Source organism: Sporosarcina sp. P2 (assembly GCF_002743255.1).
Taxonomy (GTDB): domain Bacteria; phylum Bacillota; class Bacilli; order Bacillales_A; family Planococcaceae; genus Sporosarcina.
In genome coordinates this window covers 36,804-53,823 of sequence record NZ_PDYY01000017.1, presented here as the reverse complement: position 1 = coordinate 53,823, position 17,020 = coordinate 36,804, and the positions used below count along the sequence as shown (strand labels likewise).

Annotated in this window: 19 protein-coding genes; 9 read left to right on the top strand and 10 right to left on the bottom strand. The window is 40.4% G+C overall.

Features of this window, described 5'->3' with window-relative positions; all coding sequences use genetic code 11:
• Complete coding sequence (locus tag CSV67_RS15315) at positions 1-1,062, bottom strand: D-alanine--D-alanine ligase (protein ID WP_099632472.1); 1,062 nt, start codon at positions 1,060-1,062, stop codon at positions 1-3.
• 217 nt (positions 1,063-1,279) lie between these two features.
• On the opposite strand from CSV67_RS15315, the gene CSV67_RS15310 reads away from it, so the two are divergent.
• Positions 1,280-2,464, top strand: a complete 1,185-nt coding sequence (locus CSV67_RS15310; protein ID WP_099632471.1) for an FtsW/RodA/SpoVE family cell cycle protein — start codon at positions 1,280-1,282, stop codon at positions 2,462-2,464.
• A gap of 73 nt (positions 2,465-2,537) precedes the next feature.
• On the top strand, positions 2,538-2,882 hold the full coding sequence (locus CSV67_RS15305) for a zinc ribbon domain-containing protein YjdM (protein WP_099632470.1): 345 nt from the start codon (positions 2,538-2,540) through the stop codon (positions 2,880-2,882).
• Positions 2,883-2,951: 69 nt separating this feature from the next.
• On the opposite strand, the gene CSV67_RS16720 is transcribed toward CSV67_RS15305, so the two are convergent.
• Positions 2,952-3,092, bottom strand: coding sequence for an Lmo0850 family protein (locus tag CSV67_RS16720; RefSeq protein WP_198166092.1), 141 nt, complete (start codon positions 3,090-3,092; stop codon positions 2,952-2,954).
• Between the two features lie 240 nt (positions 3,093-3,332).
• Between CSV67_RS16720 and CSV67_RS15300 the strand changes: the two genes are divergently transcribed.
• From CSV67_RS15300 to cls, 5 genes are all read left to right on the top strand, one after another.
• The gene (locus CSV67_RS15300) at positions 3,333-3,662 is read left to right on the top strand and encodes a metal-sensitive transcriptional regulator (RefSeq protein ID WP_233189495.1); all 330 of its coding nucleotides are present in this window, start codon (positions 3,333-3,335) and stop codon (positions 3,660-3,662) included.
• A gap of 12 nt (positions 3,663-3,674) precedes the next feature.
• Entirely contained in the window at positions 3,675-3,878 is a 204-nt protein-coding gene (gene copZ, locus CSV67_RS15295; RefSeq protein WP_099632469.1) for a copper chaperone CopZ, read from the top strand.
• A gap of 26 nt (positions 3,879-3,904) precedes the next feature.
• Entirely contained in the window at positions 3,905-6,310 is a 2,406-nt protein-coding gene (locus CSV67_RS15290; RefSeq protein WP_099632468.1) for a heavy metal translocating P-type ATPase, read from the top strand.
• A 319-nt stretch (positions 6,311-6,629) separates the two neighbouring features.
• The gene (locus CSV67_RS15285) at positions 6,630-7,805 is read left to right on the top strand and encodes an MFS transporter (protein WP_099632467.1); all 1,176 of its coding nucleotides are present in this window, start codon (positions 6,630-6,632) and stop codon (positions 7,803-7,805) included.
• Positions 7,806-7,904: 99 nt separating this feature from the next.
• Complete coding sequence (cls, locus tag CSV67_RS15280; protein ID WP_099632466.1) at positions 7,905-9,356, top strand: cardiolipin synthase; 1,452 nt, start codon at positions 7,905-7,907, stop codon at positions 9,354-9,356.
• 43 nt (positions 9,357-9,399) lie between these two features.
• Here the strand turns inward: cls and CSV67_RS15275 are convergent, their stop codons facing one another.
• Entirely contained in the window at positions 9,400-10,335 is a 936-nt protein-coding gene (locus tag CSV67_RS15275; protein WP_099632465.1) for a M15 family metallopeptidase, read from the bottom strand.
• Between the two features lie 172 nt (positions 10,336-10,507).
• On the opposite strand from CSV67_RS15275, the gene CSV67_RS15270 reads away from it, so the two are divergent.
• Entirely contained in the window at positions 10,508-11,668 is a 1,161-nt protein-coding gene (locus CSV67_RS15270; RefSeq protein WP_099632464.1) for an MFS transporter, read from the top strand.
• A 39-nt stretch (positions 11,669-11,707) separates the two neighbouring features.
• Here CSV67_RS15270 and CSV67_RS15265 read toward each other — a convergent pair whose 3' ends face one another.
• The 4 genes from CSV67_RS15265 to CSV67_RS15250 all read right to left on the bottom strand — a co-directional run bounded on the left by CSV67_RS15265 (position 11,708) and on the right by CSV67_RS15250 (position 14,206).
• Positions 11,708-11,956, bottom strand: a complete 249-nt coding sequence (locus tag CSV67_RS15265; protein ID WP_099632463.1) for a hypothetical protein — start codon at positions 11,954-11,956, stop codon at positions 11,708-11,710.
• A 63-nt stretch (positions 11,957-12,019) separates the two neighbouring features.
• Positions 12,020-12,802 (bottom strand): membrane protein insertase YidC, encoded by a 783-nt coding sequence (yidC, locus tag CSV67_RS15260; protein ID WP_099632462.1) that lies wholly within the window; start codon positions 12,800-12,802, stop codon positions 12,020-12,022.
• A 57-nt stretch (positions 12,803-12,859) separates the two neighbouring features.
• A complete protein-coding gene (locus CSV67_RS15255) occupies positions 12,860-13,642 on the bottom strand; it encodes a helix-turn-helix domain-containing protein (protein WP_158232962.1) in 783 nt (260 codons plus the stop codon).
• 171 nt (positions 13,643-13,813) lie between these two features.
• A complete protein-coding gene (locus CSV67_RS15250) occupies positions 13,814-14,206 on the bottom strand; it encodes a hypothetical protein (protein ID WP_233189496.1) in 393 nt (130 codons plus the stop codon).
• A 273-nt stretch (positions 14,207-14,479) separates the two neighbouring features.
• Here CSV67_RS15250 and CSV67_RS15245 point away from each other — a divergent pair, with 273 nt between their 5' ends.
• Positions 14,480-14,977 (top strand): GNAT family N-acetyltransferase, encoded by a 498-nt coding sequence (locus CSV67_RS15245; RefSeq protein ID WP_099632459.1) that lies wholly within the window; start codon positions 14,480-14,482, stop codon positions 14,975-14,977.
• A 183-nt stretch (positions 14,978-15,160) separates the two neighbouring features.
• On the opposite strand, the gene CSV67_RS15240 is transcribed toward CSV67_RS15245, so the two are convergent.
• The 3 genes from CSV67_RS15240 to CSV67_RS15230 all read right to left on the bottom strand — a co-directional run bounded on the left by CSV67_RS15240 (position 15,161) and on the right by CSV67_RS15230 (position 17,008).
• Positions 15,161-15,634 (bottom strand): DUF4064 domain-containing protein, encoded by a 474-nt coding sequence (locus CSV67_RS15240; RefSeq protein ID WP_099632458.1) that lies wholly within the window; start codon positions 15,632-15,634, stop codon positions 15,161-15,163.
• A 113-nt stretch (positions 15,635-15,747) separates the two neighbouring features.
• Complete coding sequence (locus tag CSV67_RS15235; protein ID WP_233189497.1) at positions 15,748-16,065, bottom strand: GNAT family N-acetyltransferase; 318 nt, start codon at positions 16,063-16,065, stop codon at positions 15,748-15,750.
• A gap of 55 nt (positions 16,066-16,120) precedes the next feature.
• The gene (locus CSV67_RS15230) at positions 16,121-17,008 is read right to left on the bottom strand and encodes a DUF1002 domain-containing protein (RefSeq protein WP_099632457.1); all 888 of its coding nucleotides are present in this window, start codon (positions 17,006-17,008) and stop codon (positions 16,121-16,123) included.
• Positions 17,009-17,020 lie beyond the last annotated feature (12 nt).

Genomic DNA, 17,020 nt, shown 5'->3' with positions numbered 1-17,020 from the left:
TCAGTCCATTGTATATTGTAGTTGTTGTTTTTCTGTATGACGTTCTACTGCCAGTTCAATTAGCTGATCAATTAATTCTGGATAAGTCAATCCAGACTTTTGCCACAGTAATGGGAACATACTTGTCGGTGTGAAGCCAGGTAATGTATTTACTTCATTGATCAATACTTCGTTGTCTGTCGTGACGAAAAAGTCTGCACGTACGAGTCCTGAACAGTCGAGAACTTTAAATGCACGGATTGCCATATCTTTCATATGCTCTGCAACTGCATTGGGCATTTCTGCTGGAATAGATAACTCCGTGCTTTGGTCTTTATATTTCGCTTCATAGTCGTAAAAGTCAGCAACTGGACGGATTTCTCCTGCTACCGATACTTCAGGATGGTCGTTACCCAAAACCGCCATTTCAATTTCACGTGCCACAATTCCTTGCTCTATAATAATTTTGCGGTCAAATTTCAATGCCAACTCAATCGCTTTTTTGAGCGATTCGCGATCATCTGCTTTACTGATACCTACACTTGATCCAAGGTTGGCCGGTTTGACGAACATTGGATAAGTAAGTTCGTGTTCCGCTTGATCTAATAATTGCTCAGCGTGTTCTTTCCACGTACTGCGAATGAAGTGGACATATGCAACTTGTGCTAACCCTGCTTGTGCGAATAATTGTTTCATGACGACTTTATCCATACCTGCTGAAGAAGCGAGCACTCCGTTCCCTGCGTATGGAATATTTAAGACTTCAAATAGTCCTTGTACTGTTCCGTCTTCTCCGTTCGTTCCGTGAAGAAGCGGCAAAACAACATCAGGCATATCTCCTTGCAAAAAACTTTCAATATGATCGGGCTGTGGTTGTTCACTTTTCAGACGTAATGCCTCAATCTCCGTGACCGGTCCAGTCAATGGCTCCCCTTTCAGCCATTCACCTTGCATCGTAATATAGATTGGTAATACTTCATATTTACTTAAATCAACCGCCTCTGTTACTGCGCGCGCTGTAGAAAGCGACACTTCATGCTCCGCGGATTTCCCGCCATATACTAAACCTAACCGTCTTTTCATGTAATCTCCTCACATTCCGTAGTTTTCATTCATACAGTTTACCATGAACAGTGCCAATTCATGAATGAAAAACCAACGTTCTCCACTTCTTTTTCTTTTCGTAGAAACCAATCATTTCACAACTCGTCTATTAATGGGTGTACTTCTTAAAAAGTTTTGCGATATAATAGGTAATTATAATAAGAGAATACTAGCTTAAGAAAAGGTGATTTCATAATTGAAACAATCAAACAGGCTAGGTGAACGATTCGACTGGACACTTGCCTTTATCATTTTACTTTTCGCGATTGTCAGTTTTTTCGTCATTGGATCCGCTCAAACCTCCGAGCAATATACACAGAATTTCGTTTTAAAACAAGTGAGATGGTATATACTCGGTTCTTTCATCGTAGCAATGGTCATGTATTTTGAACCCGATCAATATAAAAAGTTCGCTTGGTATTTCTATGGCTTTGGTATTTTCTTGTTGATTTTTCTCATGTTGGCACCCGGCGGTCCAGGGCAAATTGCAGAAATGCGCTATAGCGCAAAACGTTGGTTGCATTTACCCGTCATTGGGACAATCCAGCCTGCCGAGTTCATTAAGACATTCTTTATTATCGGACTTGCCAAGTTGGTCAGCACACATAACGAACGCTCGTTTAACAGAACGTATACGACAGATCTACAGTTGCTCGGTAAAATTGCGCTAATGCTTGTCGTTCCGTTGTTTCTTATCATGAAGCAGCCCGACCTTGGAACTTCACTCGTCTTCATTTCGATTACCGCGGCTATCGTCATCGTGTCCGGTATCTCATGGAAATTACTCGTACCTATCTTTACCTTAGGAGCCGCAGCCGCAGGCGGGTTACTGTGGATGTCACTATTCGCACAAGATTTGCTCGATAAATTCGGGTTTTCACCTTATCAGTTCAAACGTGTCTATTCGTGGCTCGACCCCTACTCTTATCCAACAGATGAAGGGTATAACTTGATTACGGCAATGACCGCAATAGGCTCAGGACAACTGACGGGTAAAGGCTTTCTGGAGCGCGTTGTATACATCCCCGAGAACCACACGGACTTTATCTTCAGTGTAATAGGAGAAGAATACGGTTTTATCGGTGCTTGTTTAGTTATCACACTGTATTTCATTTTAATTTACCATTTAACGAAAGTTGCTCTTTCTTTGCACGATCCGTTCAGTGTGTATGTTTGTACGGGTGTCATTGCGATGATTGCGTTCCACGTATTTGAAAACATCGGGATGAATATACAGCTGTTACCTATTACAGGTATCCCTCTTCCATTTATCAGTTATGGAGGAAGTTCCTTGTTCAGTAATATGTTAGCAATCGGCTTGATCTTCAGTATGAAGTTCCATCAGCGAACGTATTTATTCGACGCGGATGACAATGACTAACATCAAACGAATCTGACTCCCTTTCCGAGCAACCACAAATTGTGTAGAATGTATAAGAAAGGGAGGTTTTTTTATGTCAACTTTACCAAATTGTCCGAAGTGCCAATCTGAATACGTATATGAAGATGGAAACCTTCTTGTTTGTCCAGAATGCGCCTACGAATGGATGCCTGGATCGACGGAAGAACACGATGAAACAGGTATGCCAGAGATCAAGGACGCAAATGGCAACGTGTTACAAGATGGAGATTCTGTAACGGTCATTAAAGATTTAAAAGTAAAAGGAAGTTCCAATCCATTAAAAATGGGGACGAAAGTGAAAAGTATTCGCTTAGTCGACGGTGACCATAATATTGATTGTAAGATCGATGGATTTGGCGCCATGCAATTAAAGTCGGAGTTTGTGAAGAAAATTTAAAACATAAACTAACGCGAAAAGCTCACTCCTGAATTTAATCGGGGGTGAGCTTTTCGTATGGTCTTTTATTTAATTAGCTTGAACGGGTGGTGCTTGTACGGCAGGCGTCAATGCTTGCAACATATCACTTCTGGATTTTGTGAGTTTTGCGGAAACACCAAGCTTCGCCAAGTTGGAAATAATTTTCTTGAAATCCATTTCTTTAGCCACTTCTTCCACCTCAACCTTCCTAGTCAGTTATATAGACGTTTGATTGCTCGTGAAGTTCTATATTTTTAAAATGTATTATGGTCCTTATTATACCACGCTAACCACCTTTTAAATCTTTCTTTTTTGTTACATTTTCACCTTTTTTGCAAGTTTTAAACCCTAATACGTAGAAATGGATATTTTGACATACCCCCTATACGTATATTAAACTGAATATACACGAAAGGTGGTGGATATCGAGTGGCGTTACTACCTGAAGATCCTTCTCTGGATACAGTAGAAACTTCTTGTCGCAAAAGTCATCATCCGGAAGAAATTAAGACGAACTTGAGTCATCGTCTAAACCGTATCGAAGGTCAGATACGAGGCATTAAGGGTATGATAGAGCGCGATGTGTATTGTGATGATATTATTACTCAACTATCCGCTACACAATCTGCTTTAAACAGTGTGGCAAATGTTTTGTTGGACGGACACTTAAAAGGCTGTGTCAAAAATCGATTAGCTGAAGGCGATGAAGAAGTCTTAGACGAACTGGCTAAGACTATAGCTAAATTAATTAGAAAATAGGAGGAATTAGAGATGACTACAACTACTTTGAATGTCAAAGGTATGACATGCAATCACTGTGTACAAGCAGTAGAAAGTGCATTAACGGAATTACCAGGAGTAGAACGTGCTTTGGTTGATTTGAAAGCGAATAGTGTAGCCGTGCAGTTTGACGAATCTGTTGTAACCATTAAAAAAATGACAGAAGCCATTGAAGATCAAGGATATGATGTCTAAGCGTAACAAGAAAGGTGACCAGCATCATGAATGAGCAAAAAAAAGAAATTGCTATTACAGGGATGACGTGTGTCGCTTGTGCTAACCGCATTGAAAAAGGATTGCAACAAATGGAAGGCGTATCGGCAGCTACTGTCAATTTCGCTACGGAAAAAGCAGTAGTAACATTTGATTCCAACCAACTAGGATTATCTGAAGTGGAAGAGCGAATTCGAAAACTAGGTTATGACGTACTGATAGAAGAAGTCAATCTTAATATTCGCGGTATGACGTGCGCCGCTTGTTCCGCGCGAATTGAAAAAGTATTGTCACGAATGCCAGGCATTCAATCCGCCACCGTCAACTTGGCACTTGAAACCGCTCATATAAGCTATGATCCAGCCGCTTTAGAATTAGCAGATATTTTGCAGAAGATCAAAAAAGTGGGTTATGAAGCATCACCCCGAATAGAAGAATCGGATAGTGAAACAGATTATCGACAGAAAGACATTGATGAAAAGATGCGCAAGCTAATTTTTTCATCTATTCTATCATTACCACTTTTGTGGACCATGTTTGCACATTTTTCCTTTACTTCTTGGATGTATGTGCCCGAAATTTTTATGAATCCCTATTTCCAATGGATACTAGCAACGCCTGTTCAGTTTTGGATTGGGGCCACATTTTATAAAGGTGCGTATGCAGCACTACGTAACGGTAGCGCCAATATGGACGTATTGGTTGTTCTTGGTACATCTGCTGCGTACTTCTATTCGGTCTACCTTACGTTAACTGGTTACGCACTAGATCATGGCTTATATTTCGAAACAAGTGCAGTTTTGATTACATTGATTTTATTAGGTAAATTATTCGAGGCACGCGCAAAAGGCCGGTCTTCCGATGCAATCAAAAACCTTATGAAGTTGCAACCGCAAGTGGCTATTCTGGAGAGCAACGGAGAAGCTGTGGAAATATCCATTCATGAAGTAACCCACGGAGATATTCTCGTCATTCGACCGGGAGCTTCTATTCCCGTTGACGGACTGGTAGTATCTGGAGCCTCCGCAGTGGATGAATCGATGCTAACGGGCGAAAGTTTACCTGTCGATAAACAACAAGGCGATGAAGTGTTTGCTGCTACCGTGAACGCCAATGGTTCATTACGGATAAAAGCATCGAATGTCGGTAAAGACACGATGATTTCCACTATTATTCGCGTAGTAGAGGAAGCACAAGGTTCAAAAGCACCAATCCAGAGACTAGCTGACAAGATCTCTAGCGTGTTTGTACCTATCGTTGTAGGGATTGCGGCCATCACGTTCCTCATATGGTATTTCATAGTTGCACCTGGTGATTTCGAAGCTTCCTTAACAAGTATGATTGCTGTTTTAGTCATTGCCTGTCCATGCGCGCTTGGTCTCGCCACCCCTACTTCCATCATGGCAGGTTCAGGACGGGCGGCCGAAGAAGGCGTGTTGTTTAAAACTGCCGTCGCAATGGAACAAACTCGGTCGATCGATACGATAGTTTTTGATAAAACAGGAACCATTACAAAAGGTCTTCCAGAACTAACAGATTTCCACGTTCGCAATGAAAAACAGCGTATGTCATTACTGTCACTTGCTGCCGCGGCTGAGAGTGACTCCGAGCATCCAGTGGCAAAAGCCATTACGTCACATGGGCTGCAGCATCTTTCTTCGTTACCTACCGTTGAGTCATTTGAAGCAATTCCCGGTTACGGAATTCAAACAATAATTGACGGGCAAAAAATTTTACTAGGAACGAGAAACCTACTTTCTCTTCATGACGTGGAATTTGATTCTACAATTGCTTCCGTAGAACAAATGGAAGGCGACGGCAAGACCGTCATGTTCATGGCGGTAGACGGTATACATGAAGCAATTATTGCCGTCGCAGATACCATTAAAGATACATCGAAGCAAGCAATCGCTGAGCTTCGTGCGATGAATCTCGATGTCATCATGTTGACTGGTGATCAACATATGACAGCTAAAGCGATTGCAAACACCGCAGGCATTGACCATGTCATTGCAGGCGTATTGCCGGACCGTAAGGCAGAGGTCATCCGCACCTTACAAGCTGAAGGAAAGCGCGTAGCTATGGTCGGTGACGGCATAAACGACGCACCCGCTCTTGCGGTAGCCGATATTGGTATGGCAATGGGTACCGGAACAGCGGTCGCGATGGAAGCGGCTGACGTCACACTTATGCATGGCGATTTGTTGCGTGTAGTGGATACGCTGAATATGAGTGAGTTGACGGTCAGGAATATTAAGCAGAACTTGTTCTGGGCGTTGGCGTATAACTCGATCGGTATTCCAATTGCAGCGGCCGGTTTGTTAGCACCTTGGTTAGCAGGTGCTGCAATGGCATTTAGTTCAGTGTCAGTTGTATTGAACGCGTTACGATTGCAGCGTGTGAAGTTGCATTAAGAAAAATATAAGGCTGCCCGAGGAATCGTAAATGACTTCCAAGGGCAGTCTTTTTCTTTTCTGAAGTGAAGGATTAAATAAGCTAAACAGATAGGCTGGTAAGGTTGTTGGGTTGGGGATTTGTGTTTCGAAGGGGAAGCGTGTCTTATGGGCCCGCGGTGAGCCAACCAATAGGGAGCTCGCGACCTGGTTGGCTCACCGCGAGCACATAGGAAAGCGACCGCCAACTGGAGCTTCTATCCCCTCACTTCTACTTGAATGATCCTCCTATTCATCGTACGATAAGAAAGAAACTATTCATTCAGAAAGCAGGTTACACATGAAGAAAACGATCTTATTATTAATGTCCGTCCAGTTCTTCGTTTATCTTGGCTTCGGCATCATTATCCCTATTCTACCCGAGGTTATACTCGCTGAAGGCTTTTCGAAAGTGCATGTCGGTGGCTTGCTGACAATTTATGCCTTGTCTTCATTTTTCACTGCACCGTTATGGGGTGCGCTGTCTGACCGCACTGGTAGAAAGAAACTGATTATGATTGGGTTACTTGGCTTTAGCGTCAGTTTCTTTTTATTCGCAGCATTCATGCACCATATTGTATTGCTCTATGTTTCACGTGTAGTTGGGGGTATTTTCTCAGGTGCGCTGTATACGGCCGTAACGGGTTTTGTCGCTGATATCACAACTGAGGAGAATCGTAATAAATATATGGGTTTGCTCGGTATGTCAATTGGTCTTGGCTTTATTTTCGGCCCAGCAATTGGTGGTATTCTTGGTGACGTTCATTTGCAATTACCATTCATCGCTTCTGGTGCTTTAACGTTATTATTAGCAGTGTACGCTATGATTGTTTTGAAAGAGCCAAAACGTCATAGTGAAGGAAATAAACGGACAATTATTCCCAAAGGTGCCTCTACTCTATGGACGTATCGTATTCGTTATCTATTTATCACTTCATTTATTATTACTTTTTTACTTGCTGGTGTGGAAGCAACATTCCAACTCTTTCAAATAGATAAGATTCAAATCACGCCATTGCAACTTGGGTATTTATTTATGGCTAGTGGCTTAGTAGATGCAGCCATTCAAGGCGGCGTGGTACGACGTGTCAAAAACGGAACGGAAACTTCGTGGATTATCGTTGCGCAAGTCGTTACGGCAATTGGACTTATACTCATTCCATTTTCCACAAGCTTGCTTTGGGCAGGTTTTGCGATGAGCGTATTCACCGCCGGTAATGCACTAGTTCGGACAGTACTCGTATCTCTTACAACGAAAGAATCAGGTGGTATGTATGGTACTGCGGCAGGTCTCTCATACTCGATGGATAATATGGGACGTATTATTGGACCGTTGTTATTTACGTGGGTATTCACCATGCAGGCAGGAAATATGTACTTTGTTTCCGCCATCATAGCTCTACTATCCATAGGACTCGTATTTATTTTCCGGAAATCTACACGCTCTTTGCGAAACACAACAGACCCAATTGTTTAATATGAAGCCTAAGAAGCTTCATATTACACTATAAATAGGTTATTTATTCGCAACTCCGTTATACTAAAGGAATAGTATATACCCTATGGGAGGAAGCATATGACGCAAGTTATTAGTTTGATTATCACAAGCACGTTGATTATTAATATATTTCTCGCCATTGCGTTGATATTTTTAGAGCGTCGGGATCCTACAAGTACTTGGGCATGGCTCCTCGTGCTGTTCTTTGTTCCGATTTTAGGTTTCATTATCTATTTATTACTCGGCCGCCAATTGCGTGAAAAGCACTTATTCCGCTGGGAAGGCAGGAGTAAGATTGGTATTGAAAAGCTGATTAATTATCAACTCGAGGCTATTGAAAATGAGACGTTTGAGTTTCTAAAGACTGATACGGAAGAATATGACGATATGATTTACTTACATTTACGTAATAATCATTCCGTATTAACACAAGATAATGATGTGAAGGTATATACGGATGGTCGTGATAAATTCGATGCATTACTGGAAGACTTAGAAAATGCTCGTGATCATATCCATATTCAGTATTATATTTTCCGACTGGATGGCATAGGTAAGCAGATCGAAAAGATTCTAATCAGTAAAGCGAAATCGGGTGTAAAAGTCCGAATGCTGTTTGACGATATTGGTTCACGTGGTTTGCATGTGAAAAATTTTCATGAATTGATCGATAGCGGAGGTGAAGTGGCAGCGTTCTTCCCCGCCTTGCTGCCATTGATCAATCCACGTTTAAATTACCGGAATCATCGGAAGATTGTAATTGTCGATGGACGAATTGGTTACATCGGTGGATTTAACGTTGGGGATGAATATTTGGGCCTTAGCAAGAAATTCGGTTACTGGCGCGATACCCATCTTCGAATAGAGGGAAGTGCAGTTCATCCATTACAAACGCGCTTTATACTCGATTGGAATCAAGCTTCTCCTAAAACAAATATTCAATACAATGAGCGATTTTTCCCAGCGATTCCTCGCAAAGGGGATGTCGGCTTGCAGATTGTGTCTAGCGGACCTGATTCGGAGTGGGAAGATATTAAAGATGGCTATTTGAAAATGATATTTTTGGCACAAGACTACATCTATATTCAGACGCCTTATTTTATTCCTGATACGAGTATGCTTGATGCACTCCGGATCGCGTGTCTATCGGGTGTAGACGTGCGAATTATGATTCCTAATAAGCCGGATCATATGTTTGTTTACTGGGCGACCTATTCGAATGTTGGTATTTTATTAAAAGCTGGAGCGAGAATATATATTTATGAAAATGGTTTCATCCATGCTAAGCAAATCGTAGTGGATGATAAAGTTTCGTCAGTAGGAACTGCAAATATAGACGTCCGTAGTTTCCGCTTGAATTTCGAAGTGAATGCTTTCATTTATGATCGAGAAAAATCACATGAGTTGGCAGAGATTTTTGAAGAAGATATTCAAAATTCAACCGAGCTGACATTAGATGCTTATTTGGAGCGTGAACGATTGATTAAAGTGAAGGAATCCATCTCTCGCTTACTTTCCCCCATCTTATAAACCAAACAGCCGACAGAAGATCCTGATCTTCTATCGGCTGTTTTTACCGTACACCCAAATATTCTTCTAGAGTAATGCCACGTTTAAATAGTTGTTCAGCTGTATCTTTTCCGATATACCGATAGTGCCAAGATTCATGCATGTAACCAGTCATTTCTTCTTTCCCTTTGGGATAGCGAAGGATAAATCCGAATCGATGGGCATTGGCAGCAAGCCACTTAGCCGCTTCCGTATCACCGAACGAATTCGACGCCCAATGTTTTTCATGATTGACTTCACCTATATCAAATGCAAGCCCTGTCTGATGCTCAGAATATCCAGGGCGTGCACTATAACGATCGGCCGCCTCTCGCCCATCTCTATCCACATAACGGTTGTATAAGGTGGATTGATATTCATACGAACGATACGTACTGAACGCCTGCAGATTAATGCCCGATATAACGGCTTCTGCTGCTAACTCATTGAATGCTTCTCTCGCTTCTGCGCTTTCTCCAGGGGCATAGTCTTTCGGTAAAGGATATTGTTTATTGACAAGTAATACACCTTTAATGAGCTTCGGTTCTTTAGGTAACTTCTGCCCTTTTATATAACCAGTGGGATTGGAAGGTTTTATTGGTTTTTGTGGCACTGCTGGCCCTATAGACTTTTCTTCTTGTATTTCTTCTCTGATTAATGGATCTTCTGGCTTCCGAAGTGGCGCTTCACTCGGCATGTCTGATGGGGATGTATTTTCCTGGCTACGCTTTGTCGGACCGGTACTCTCTGAATCCGAAGGCCCTTCTATTTCTAGAAAGTCGACAGTTGGTTTTGATCCATTTTGAATACGATCAACCGCATTTTCTACGCTCCAGCCGTTCGTTCCTATCCATAACACACTACCCGAAAGGATAATTAAGAGAAGAACAATCCCACCATCTATCCATTTGTTTTTCCGCCTACGCTTCTTGGCGGAATATTCATCATTTTTATTTCTCATGCTATACCCTGCTTTCTTTCTAAATCGCTTATTACACTACCAGTCTATTTTAGATCCAAATTATGCTCTGTTTCAAACTACGTATTCTAGTGTATCACCATTTTTCTTTTTCGTCTGTCTATGCTAGTATTTACGTAACTTAAGATTCAGCCATTATTGTGAGGTAGTGCATGTGAATAATCAACGTTGGCTCTCGATGAGCTTTTTTATATTTTTCTTTACATGGGGGATCTTTTTACCTTATTGGACAGGTTGGCTGACTTCAGCAAAAGGTCTTTCGGTAACACAGGCTAGCGTCATGATGGGTGTAGGGATGATCGTTAGGTCTTTCTCCACGTTCTTCCTATTTCCGTACGCTACACGAAATATGTCACTCCTGCGTGTTATACGTTGGACTATTTTTTTATCCTTCGTTCTCGCGCTTGCTTATATTCCCGAAAGTCCTTTTGCGATTCTATTTGGATTGACGGTTTTATTCAGCTCCATTTATCCTATCATCCTTCCGAGCGTGGAAAGTGGTGCATCTTTATTGATGCAACATGGACAAATTCATTATGGCAAGAGCCGCTCATTCGGTTCAATTGGCTACACTGTCGCCCTGCTCTTGATCGGTACGGTAACGGCAATCTGGAGTGAACAAGCTATTTTGTATATGATGATCATCGGACTCGGTATGGGCTTGATATTTTCCTTTCAATCCGTTCCTGTCGTATTGCAATACCATCCAGTTGGAGATTCCGTAGCACAGAAGGGTCAGCTGCGAGCTTTATTCGCCAATAAATCTTTTGTAATCGTCTTATGTATTGCGATTTTACTGCAAGGCTCACATGCTTCGTATTATAACTATGGGTTTATCTTTTTGGATGACATGGGAATCAACGGTTTTTATATCGGATTGATCCTCAATATCGCAGTGCTGTTTGAAATCATATTTTTCACACAGGCGGATCGTTTGCTTACCGGTGTTAAGACGTCGACGATTTTCCTAATAGCCGCAATTGGTTCTTCCATTCGTTGGATTTCCATTTTTCTCTTCCCTATGACTAGTGTATTTATTGCAACACAAGTTCTTCACTCGGTATCATTCGGCATGGCACATTTTGCATTCATTCAATACCTATCAAAGAGCGTGCCACATCGTCTCATCGCTCCTGCGCAAGGTGTCTATGCAGCCGTGGCATTGAGTCTCAGTATCGCGATTTTGACATTCCCTGCCGGATACTTGTATGACCAGTCACCCCGCCTTGCATTCCTCGTTATGGCTTTTTGTTCCGTAGGAGCATTGACGGTAAGTTTTGGAACAAGGCATCATATTTCTCGTAAAATTGAATAAAAGGAAAGGCCGCTGTTTTATTTGCGGCCTTTCCTTTGCTTAAAACAGTAAGATGTACGCTAATGCTCCTAGTGAACCTACTCCGAAACCTAGTGCCATCCAAAGCATCCATTTCGCTTCACGCATCAAACCTTCGTTTCTATACATAATGGTTCGTGCGGCATTGGTGAAGGTAAACATGATTAGCATGAACAAAATGGCGAATTCTAAATTTAACTTGATGATAAAGTACAGCGCTGCTGCGGCAGAAGCTGTAATTGCCAAGCCCATGATCCATTTCAATTTCATGCAACTCTTCCTCTCCATTGTTGGCAACAAAAAAAGCCGGTATGCACCAGCTTTCAGAGTACCTTACTTTTCTTCCGCTACTGGCGGTTCAACATGTTTAAAGTAAAATTTACGTCCAAGATACGTTTGGAAAATTAACAGTAATCCTCCGACTGCCCAATAGAGTGGTAATGCAGCCATTACAGTATACGAAATGAACATAATCATAATAGGTGACATGTAAATAAATAACTTCATTTGTTTCTGTTGCTGTTCAGGCATCGTCCACAATGACACGCGTGCTTGGACAAAGTATACAGCTCCGGCTACTAACATCATAATAATATCTGGTTCACCTAGTTTAAACCATAAGAATTCATGATTTTTCACTTCAGGTGGTGCATAAAGTATAGCAAAGTATAGGCCCATGATGATTGGCATTTGAATTACAAGCGGTAAACAACCCATGTTTAACGGATTGACACCATGCTTAGAATACAATCCCATCATTTCCTGTTGAAGCTTCATTTGCTCTTCCTTATCCTGAGCTTCCTTAGATGCTTTCATACGCTTTTGGATATCTTCCATTTCTGGTCTTAATCCATCCATCTTTACCTTCATCTCTTGTTGAGATTTATAGTTCTTTAACATCAACGGCATCAAAACTACACGAATCGCTACGGTAATCAGTACGATCGCAAAGCCATAATTCCCATTGAACGCTTCCCCTAGATAATGAAGCAACCAATCCATCGGTCTAACAAATGTACTGTAAAAAATACCTGTTTTGTTTTCTACACCTGAACAACCACTTAAAAACACAGTAGTAATTGCTAGTAAACTCACGAGTCCTATTCTTTTCTTCAATGATTTCACCTACGCTATCTCAAACTAAAGAAAAGTATACAGCAAACAGCGGTAAATTTACAGTGAATCACCTTTTTTTAAAGTAAATTGAAAGTAATTTCTATCTAGTTCCTTCCGAAAGCGTCTAGGCGTTAATCCCGTATACTTCTTAAAGACACGTGTGAAATAACTTTGATTACAAAAATGAAATCTCTCTGCAATTTCTGCAATCTTTATAGTAGAGAAACGTAAATAAAACTGTATCTCTTCGATTTTACGGATTGTAATATATTCTACTAATGTAACAGATGTATGTTCTCGAAAAATGCGAGAGAGGTGACTTGTACTAACATTGAAATGTTTTGCAATTTCATCAACGATTAATGGATTTTTAACATTTTCATTTATGTACTGAATGACTTCATTAACCGTTTCATGCGACAGCGAAGGTTTTATTTTTCCTTTCAAGATGTAACAGTAAAACTCGACTAATTCGTCTCCAATTTCCACCAAGTTTTCTCTATGCAGATTGGTTTCGATCATTTCTATACAAGCCACATTAAAGATAAAGGCATTTTCTTCAGTAAAAATAGATTCTTTTTGTAAGCGTCTTGTGATAATGGAAGAAAGGATAATAAAATAATATTTTACTATTTCATATGAATGTCTAGGTTTATATTCATACAGAATCTCCCTTATTTCCTTAAGACTAGAACGTGCACCGTCTTTCTCCAGATTGAAGATCTGCGTAAGAAATTCTTTTTCTAGATAAAAAAACAACTTTGCTTGCTCTGTGTTTCCCTCTTTCTCAATAACACGGATCAAATCCAAATTAGACGCTTCTATATTCTTGCTCGTCATGAGTATCACCCCACTCATTCTATATATATGACTACGCAAGATCTATTACTATATATATACATTATTTTACCTTATCCCCCACAATTATCTACCCCTTATGTAGTTAACGCTATATATGTATTAAAGCGCCCCTTTATAAGGGGCGCTTTTAGTATTTTACTATGATGAGGTTTAGTTGGATTTATTATTTTTTTCCGCTTCCTTAGTTGATTCATCTTTGTTATATAGCGGTTTGTTATCATTCGTATCTTCGTTTTTCTTGTAAAGACCATCTTTTTTTGCGGCATTTTTATCTGGATCTTGTACTTCTTGATTGTAGTAATGAACACTTGTCTGTGCTCCCTCAGATACCATGTTGTTATCTCTCAAATCTGTCGGATCTGAATGTCCAACTTTTTCAGTCGCTTGGTCAACCAATTTATTGTTATTAACAAATGTGTCTACTTTTTCTTTCAACACACCTACTGTTTCCATTGCCTTATCACGATTTTCCTTTTTACTAAAGAAAGCGTAAGCACCTGCTGCAAGTGTTGCGAATAATAACCCATTTGATTTTTTAGCCATATTTACCATCCTCCATCGTAATGTAATTGTAGCGAATTTCTACCTACTGCTTAATATACCCCACAGTCTTACTTTCAAACGTCTACGGCTTGGTTAGTTGCTTTGTAATTTTAAACTTAGGATGCAAATGACTTTTGAAGATCATTTCTTATTTTACGAATAGATCATAGTTTATGAATTACTTCAGGTGTCGTTAGTGTTTTCACCGCATAGTAGTTTTGCAAAGCCCAATTTGTTATACTATGTAGAAAGAGAACTAGAGGTGAGATCACTATGATTCGTAAAATGACAGTAGAAGACATTCCAGATGTTCAACAGATTGCCCATACGGCATGGCAACATACATTTCAACAACATATACCTACAGAAGTGATCAAAGCATATATTGAGCGTACGTATTCCGATTTAATGCTGAAGAAGCAATTGGAAAAGACCATGGTATTGCTCGCAATAGACGAGCTAGGGAATTCTATCGGATATTTAAGCTATACGCCGATTGATGTAGATGGTGAGAGTGAATTAACAGCGCTTCATATGCTTCCTGGGTGTTGGAATAGCGGATACGAGGAAGCATTGTTAAAAGAAGCACTTGTAACGTTACAGGAAGCTGTAAATGTCGATGTGTATGTCGATCAAAATGATATAGCACTTCAAGAATTTTATGCAAAACAAGGATTTAATTTTGTTGAGTCGTTCCCTGAATTATTTGAAGGTGTTTCCGTGAACATTCTTCATTATTCATTGCCCATCACACAACCTGCACATACTTGACCAAAGTGTAGATGAGTTACTAGAAAGACACCGTTTACTACTCAATCGGACACTTTCTAGTGAGTATGGTCGTCTTTCACTTAAAATAAACTAGCATGTTTTCTTTAATTACAGAGTAACTACTAGAACGTATACTTAAGACCCTTTTCTTAAAGAAAAGGGTCTTTTAATGTCAGTTAGTATTTAGTTCATCCAGTTAGATTGTGTTGAGACGTATTCATCAGATGAAGGTTCTGGAGCCATTGGGGATTTCTTTGTGAAACAAAGAATGGCCGCGATGTAGAGTAGGATGGATGGCAAGGATAGGAATCCACCTAACAGGCCTGCAATAATGAATAATATACCAGCCGTTTTTGGATTCTTATTGTTCCAAACCTTTACTAGACCGATAATATTCAATACTAAACCTATAAATGCTACCACTACCAAAACCCATATGATAGTAGAAAAAGAGCCCATAAACGACATGAACATATCCACTTCTTCAGTGTTTAATACTCCTTCACTCACAATGCCTTTATGGAATTCATCCATGAATGTTGGATCCGTGCTTGCCATATTCCAAATGAACGCTACTAACGCAGCACCTAAAACGCTCAGTGTCAATAAAACAGCCGATATGATACCGAGTACGCGCTCTGCCGTACGATTAATCATTCCACTTCATCCTCTTCTGCTAGTTTTTTCTCTATTAACTATACGTACAAAAATGAGAAAAGTTTCATAAAGTGATGGGGAACTTTTAACGCGTAGCCATTCAGTAAAACCACTTATGCTTTTACGTCGTTGTATTCATCACTTCGGTCGAACGCATTCACGACATACGAACAAACCGCTTTCATCTTTAATCCTTTTTCACGTGCATTATCGGCTGCTTGGTCAAGCAATTTCTTGGCGACACCTTGGCCGCGTAATGAATTGTCTGTATAGGTATGTGTCATCGTCATAATCCCATTTTCTTCAGTCCACTCGATTTCCGCTTTCACATCGTCCGCTACTTTATATTGATACGCGTACTTCGATCCGCCTAACTTCACGAGCTCAAAATCAATTCCTTCACGCTGCTCAATATCTTTATTTTCACTCATGCATATCCCTCCTTTGTAGTTATACGTCTACTCTGTAACGTACCACAATGACAACTTAACTAAACAAAGATTTAAGAGAATCCGCCATATTTCTGAAAAACTCTTTTACCTTTTCCCAGAAACTTGGATCGATATTGCCTAATTTATCTTTAATTTTTGATGTCATGTCAGAGAGTTGTTCGTTAAGCTTCGAGAAGTCGATATCAAGTTTAGAAATACGATCCATTAAGTCAATTAACAATTGACGATCTGCTTCGTTCAACTCTATATTAAATTTCTGCAATTGATCATGGACAATTTGTTCTACGTCTTCCTTCGTTGCCGGCTTTTGTTCCGAAATCTGTTTTTTTATTTCCGTTAGCAATTTAGCTACTTCATCTTGATTAACGCCTGCTTTTTCTGAAAGCTTCGTTGCTAGACTCAATTCATCATTTGCTACATCTGTACGTTCGGTATCAAGAACCTCTCCTGACACTTCATATGCCTTGTAGATTCCAACGAGAGCAGAATGACCCGTTACCTTTTTGGGAGCCGCGACTTCTACTATGGCGTCTTCAATACCTGCTGTCGTCATAGCCGTTGCATACATGTCTGCCGTTACTTGCGTAATATTGTCTGGCGTCACAATATTGATGACAAGGCCTTCGCCTTCTTCTTGTCTAGTGATCTTGGCAGAAGAATACATTCGGGCATTTCGGTCACCGCCAGGAATATACTTGATTAAATCATTGCCGTCCACTGATAATTCTTCCACTTCAGCTTCATTAGCGACTGTTAAACTTTCTTTAACACTCGCTTTTTCACTATCCGATAAATTTGAACCATATACTACAATCGGAACTCCCAGTTTTTCATTGATGACTTTATCTGCTGATACCACAGCCGGTGCTATGATTGCGACCATCATCATGAAAGTCAGTAGAGAGGCTAATCTTTTTTTCATACAGTCATTCCT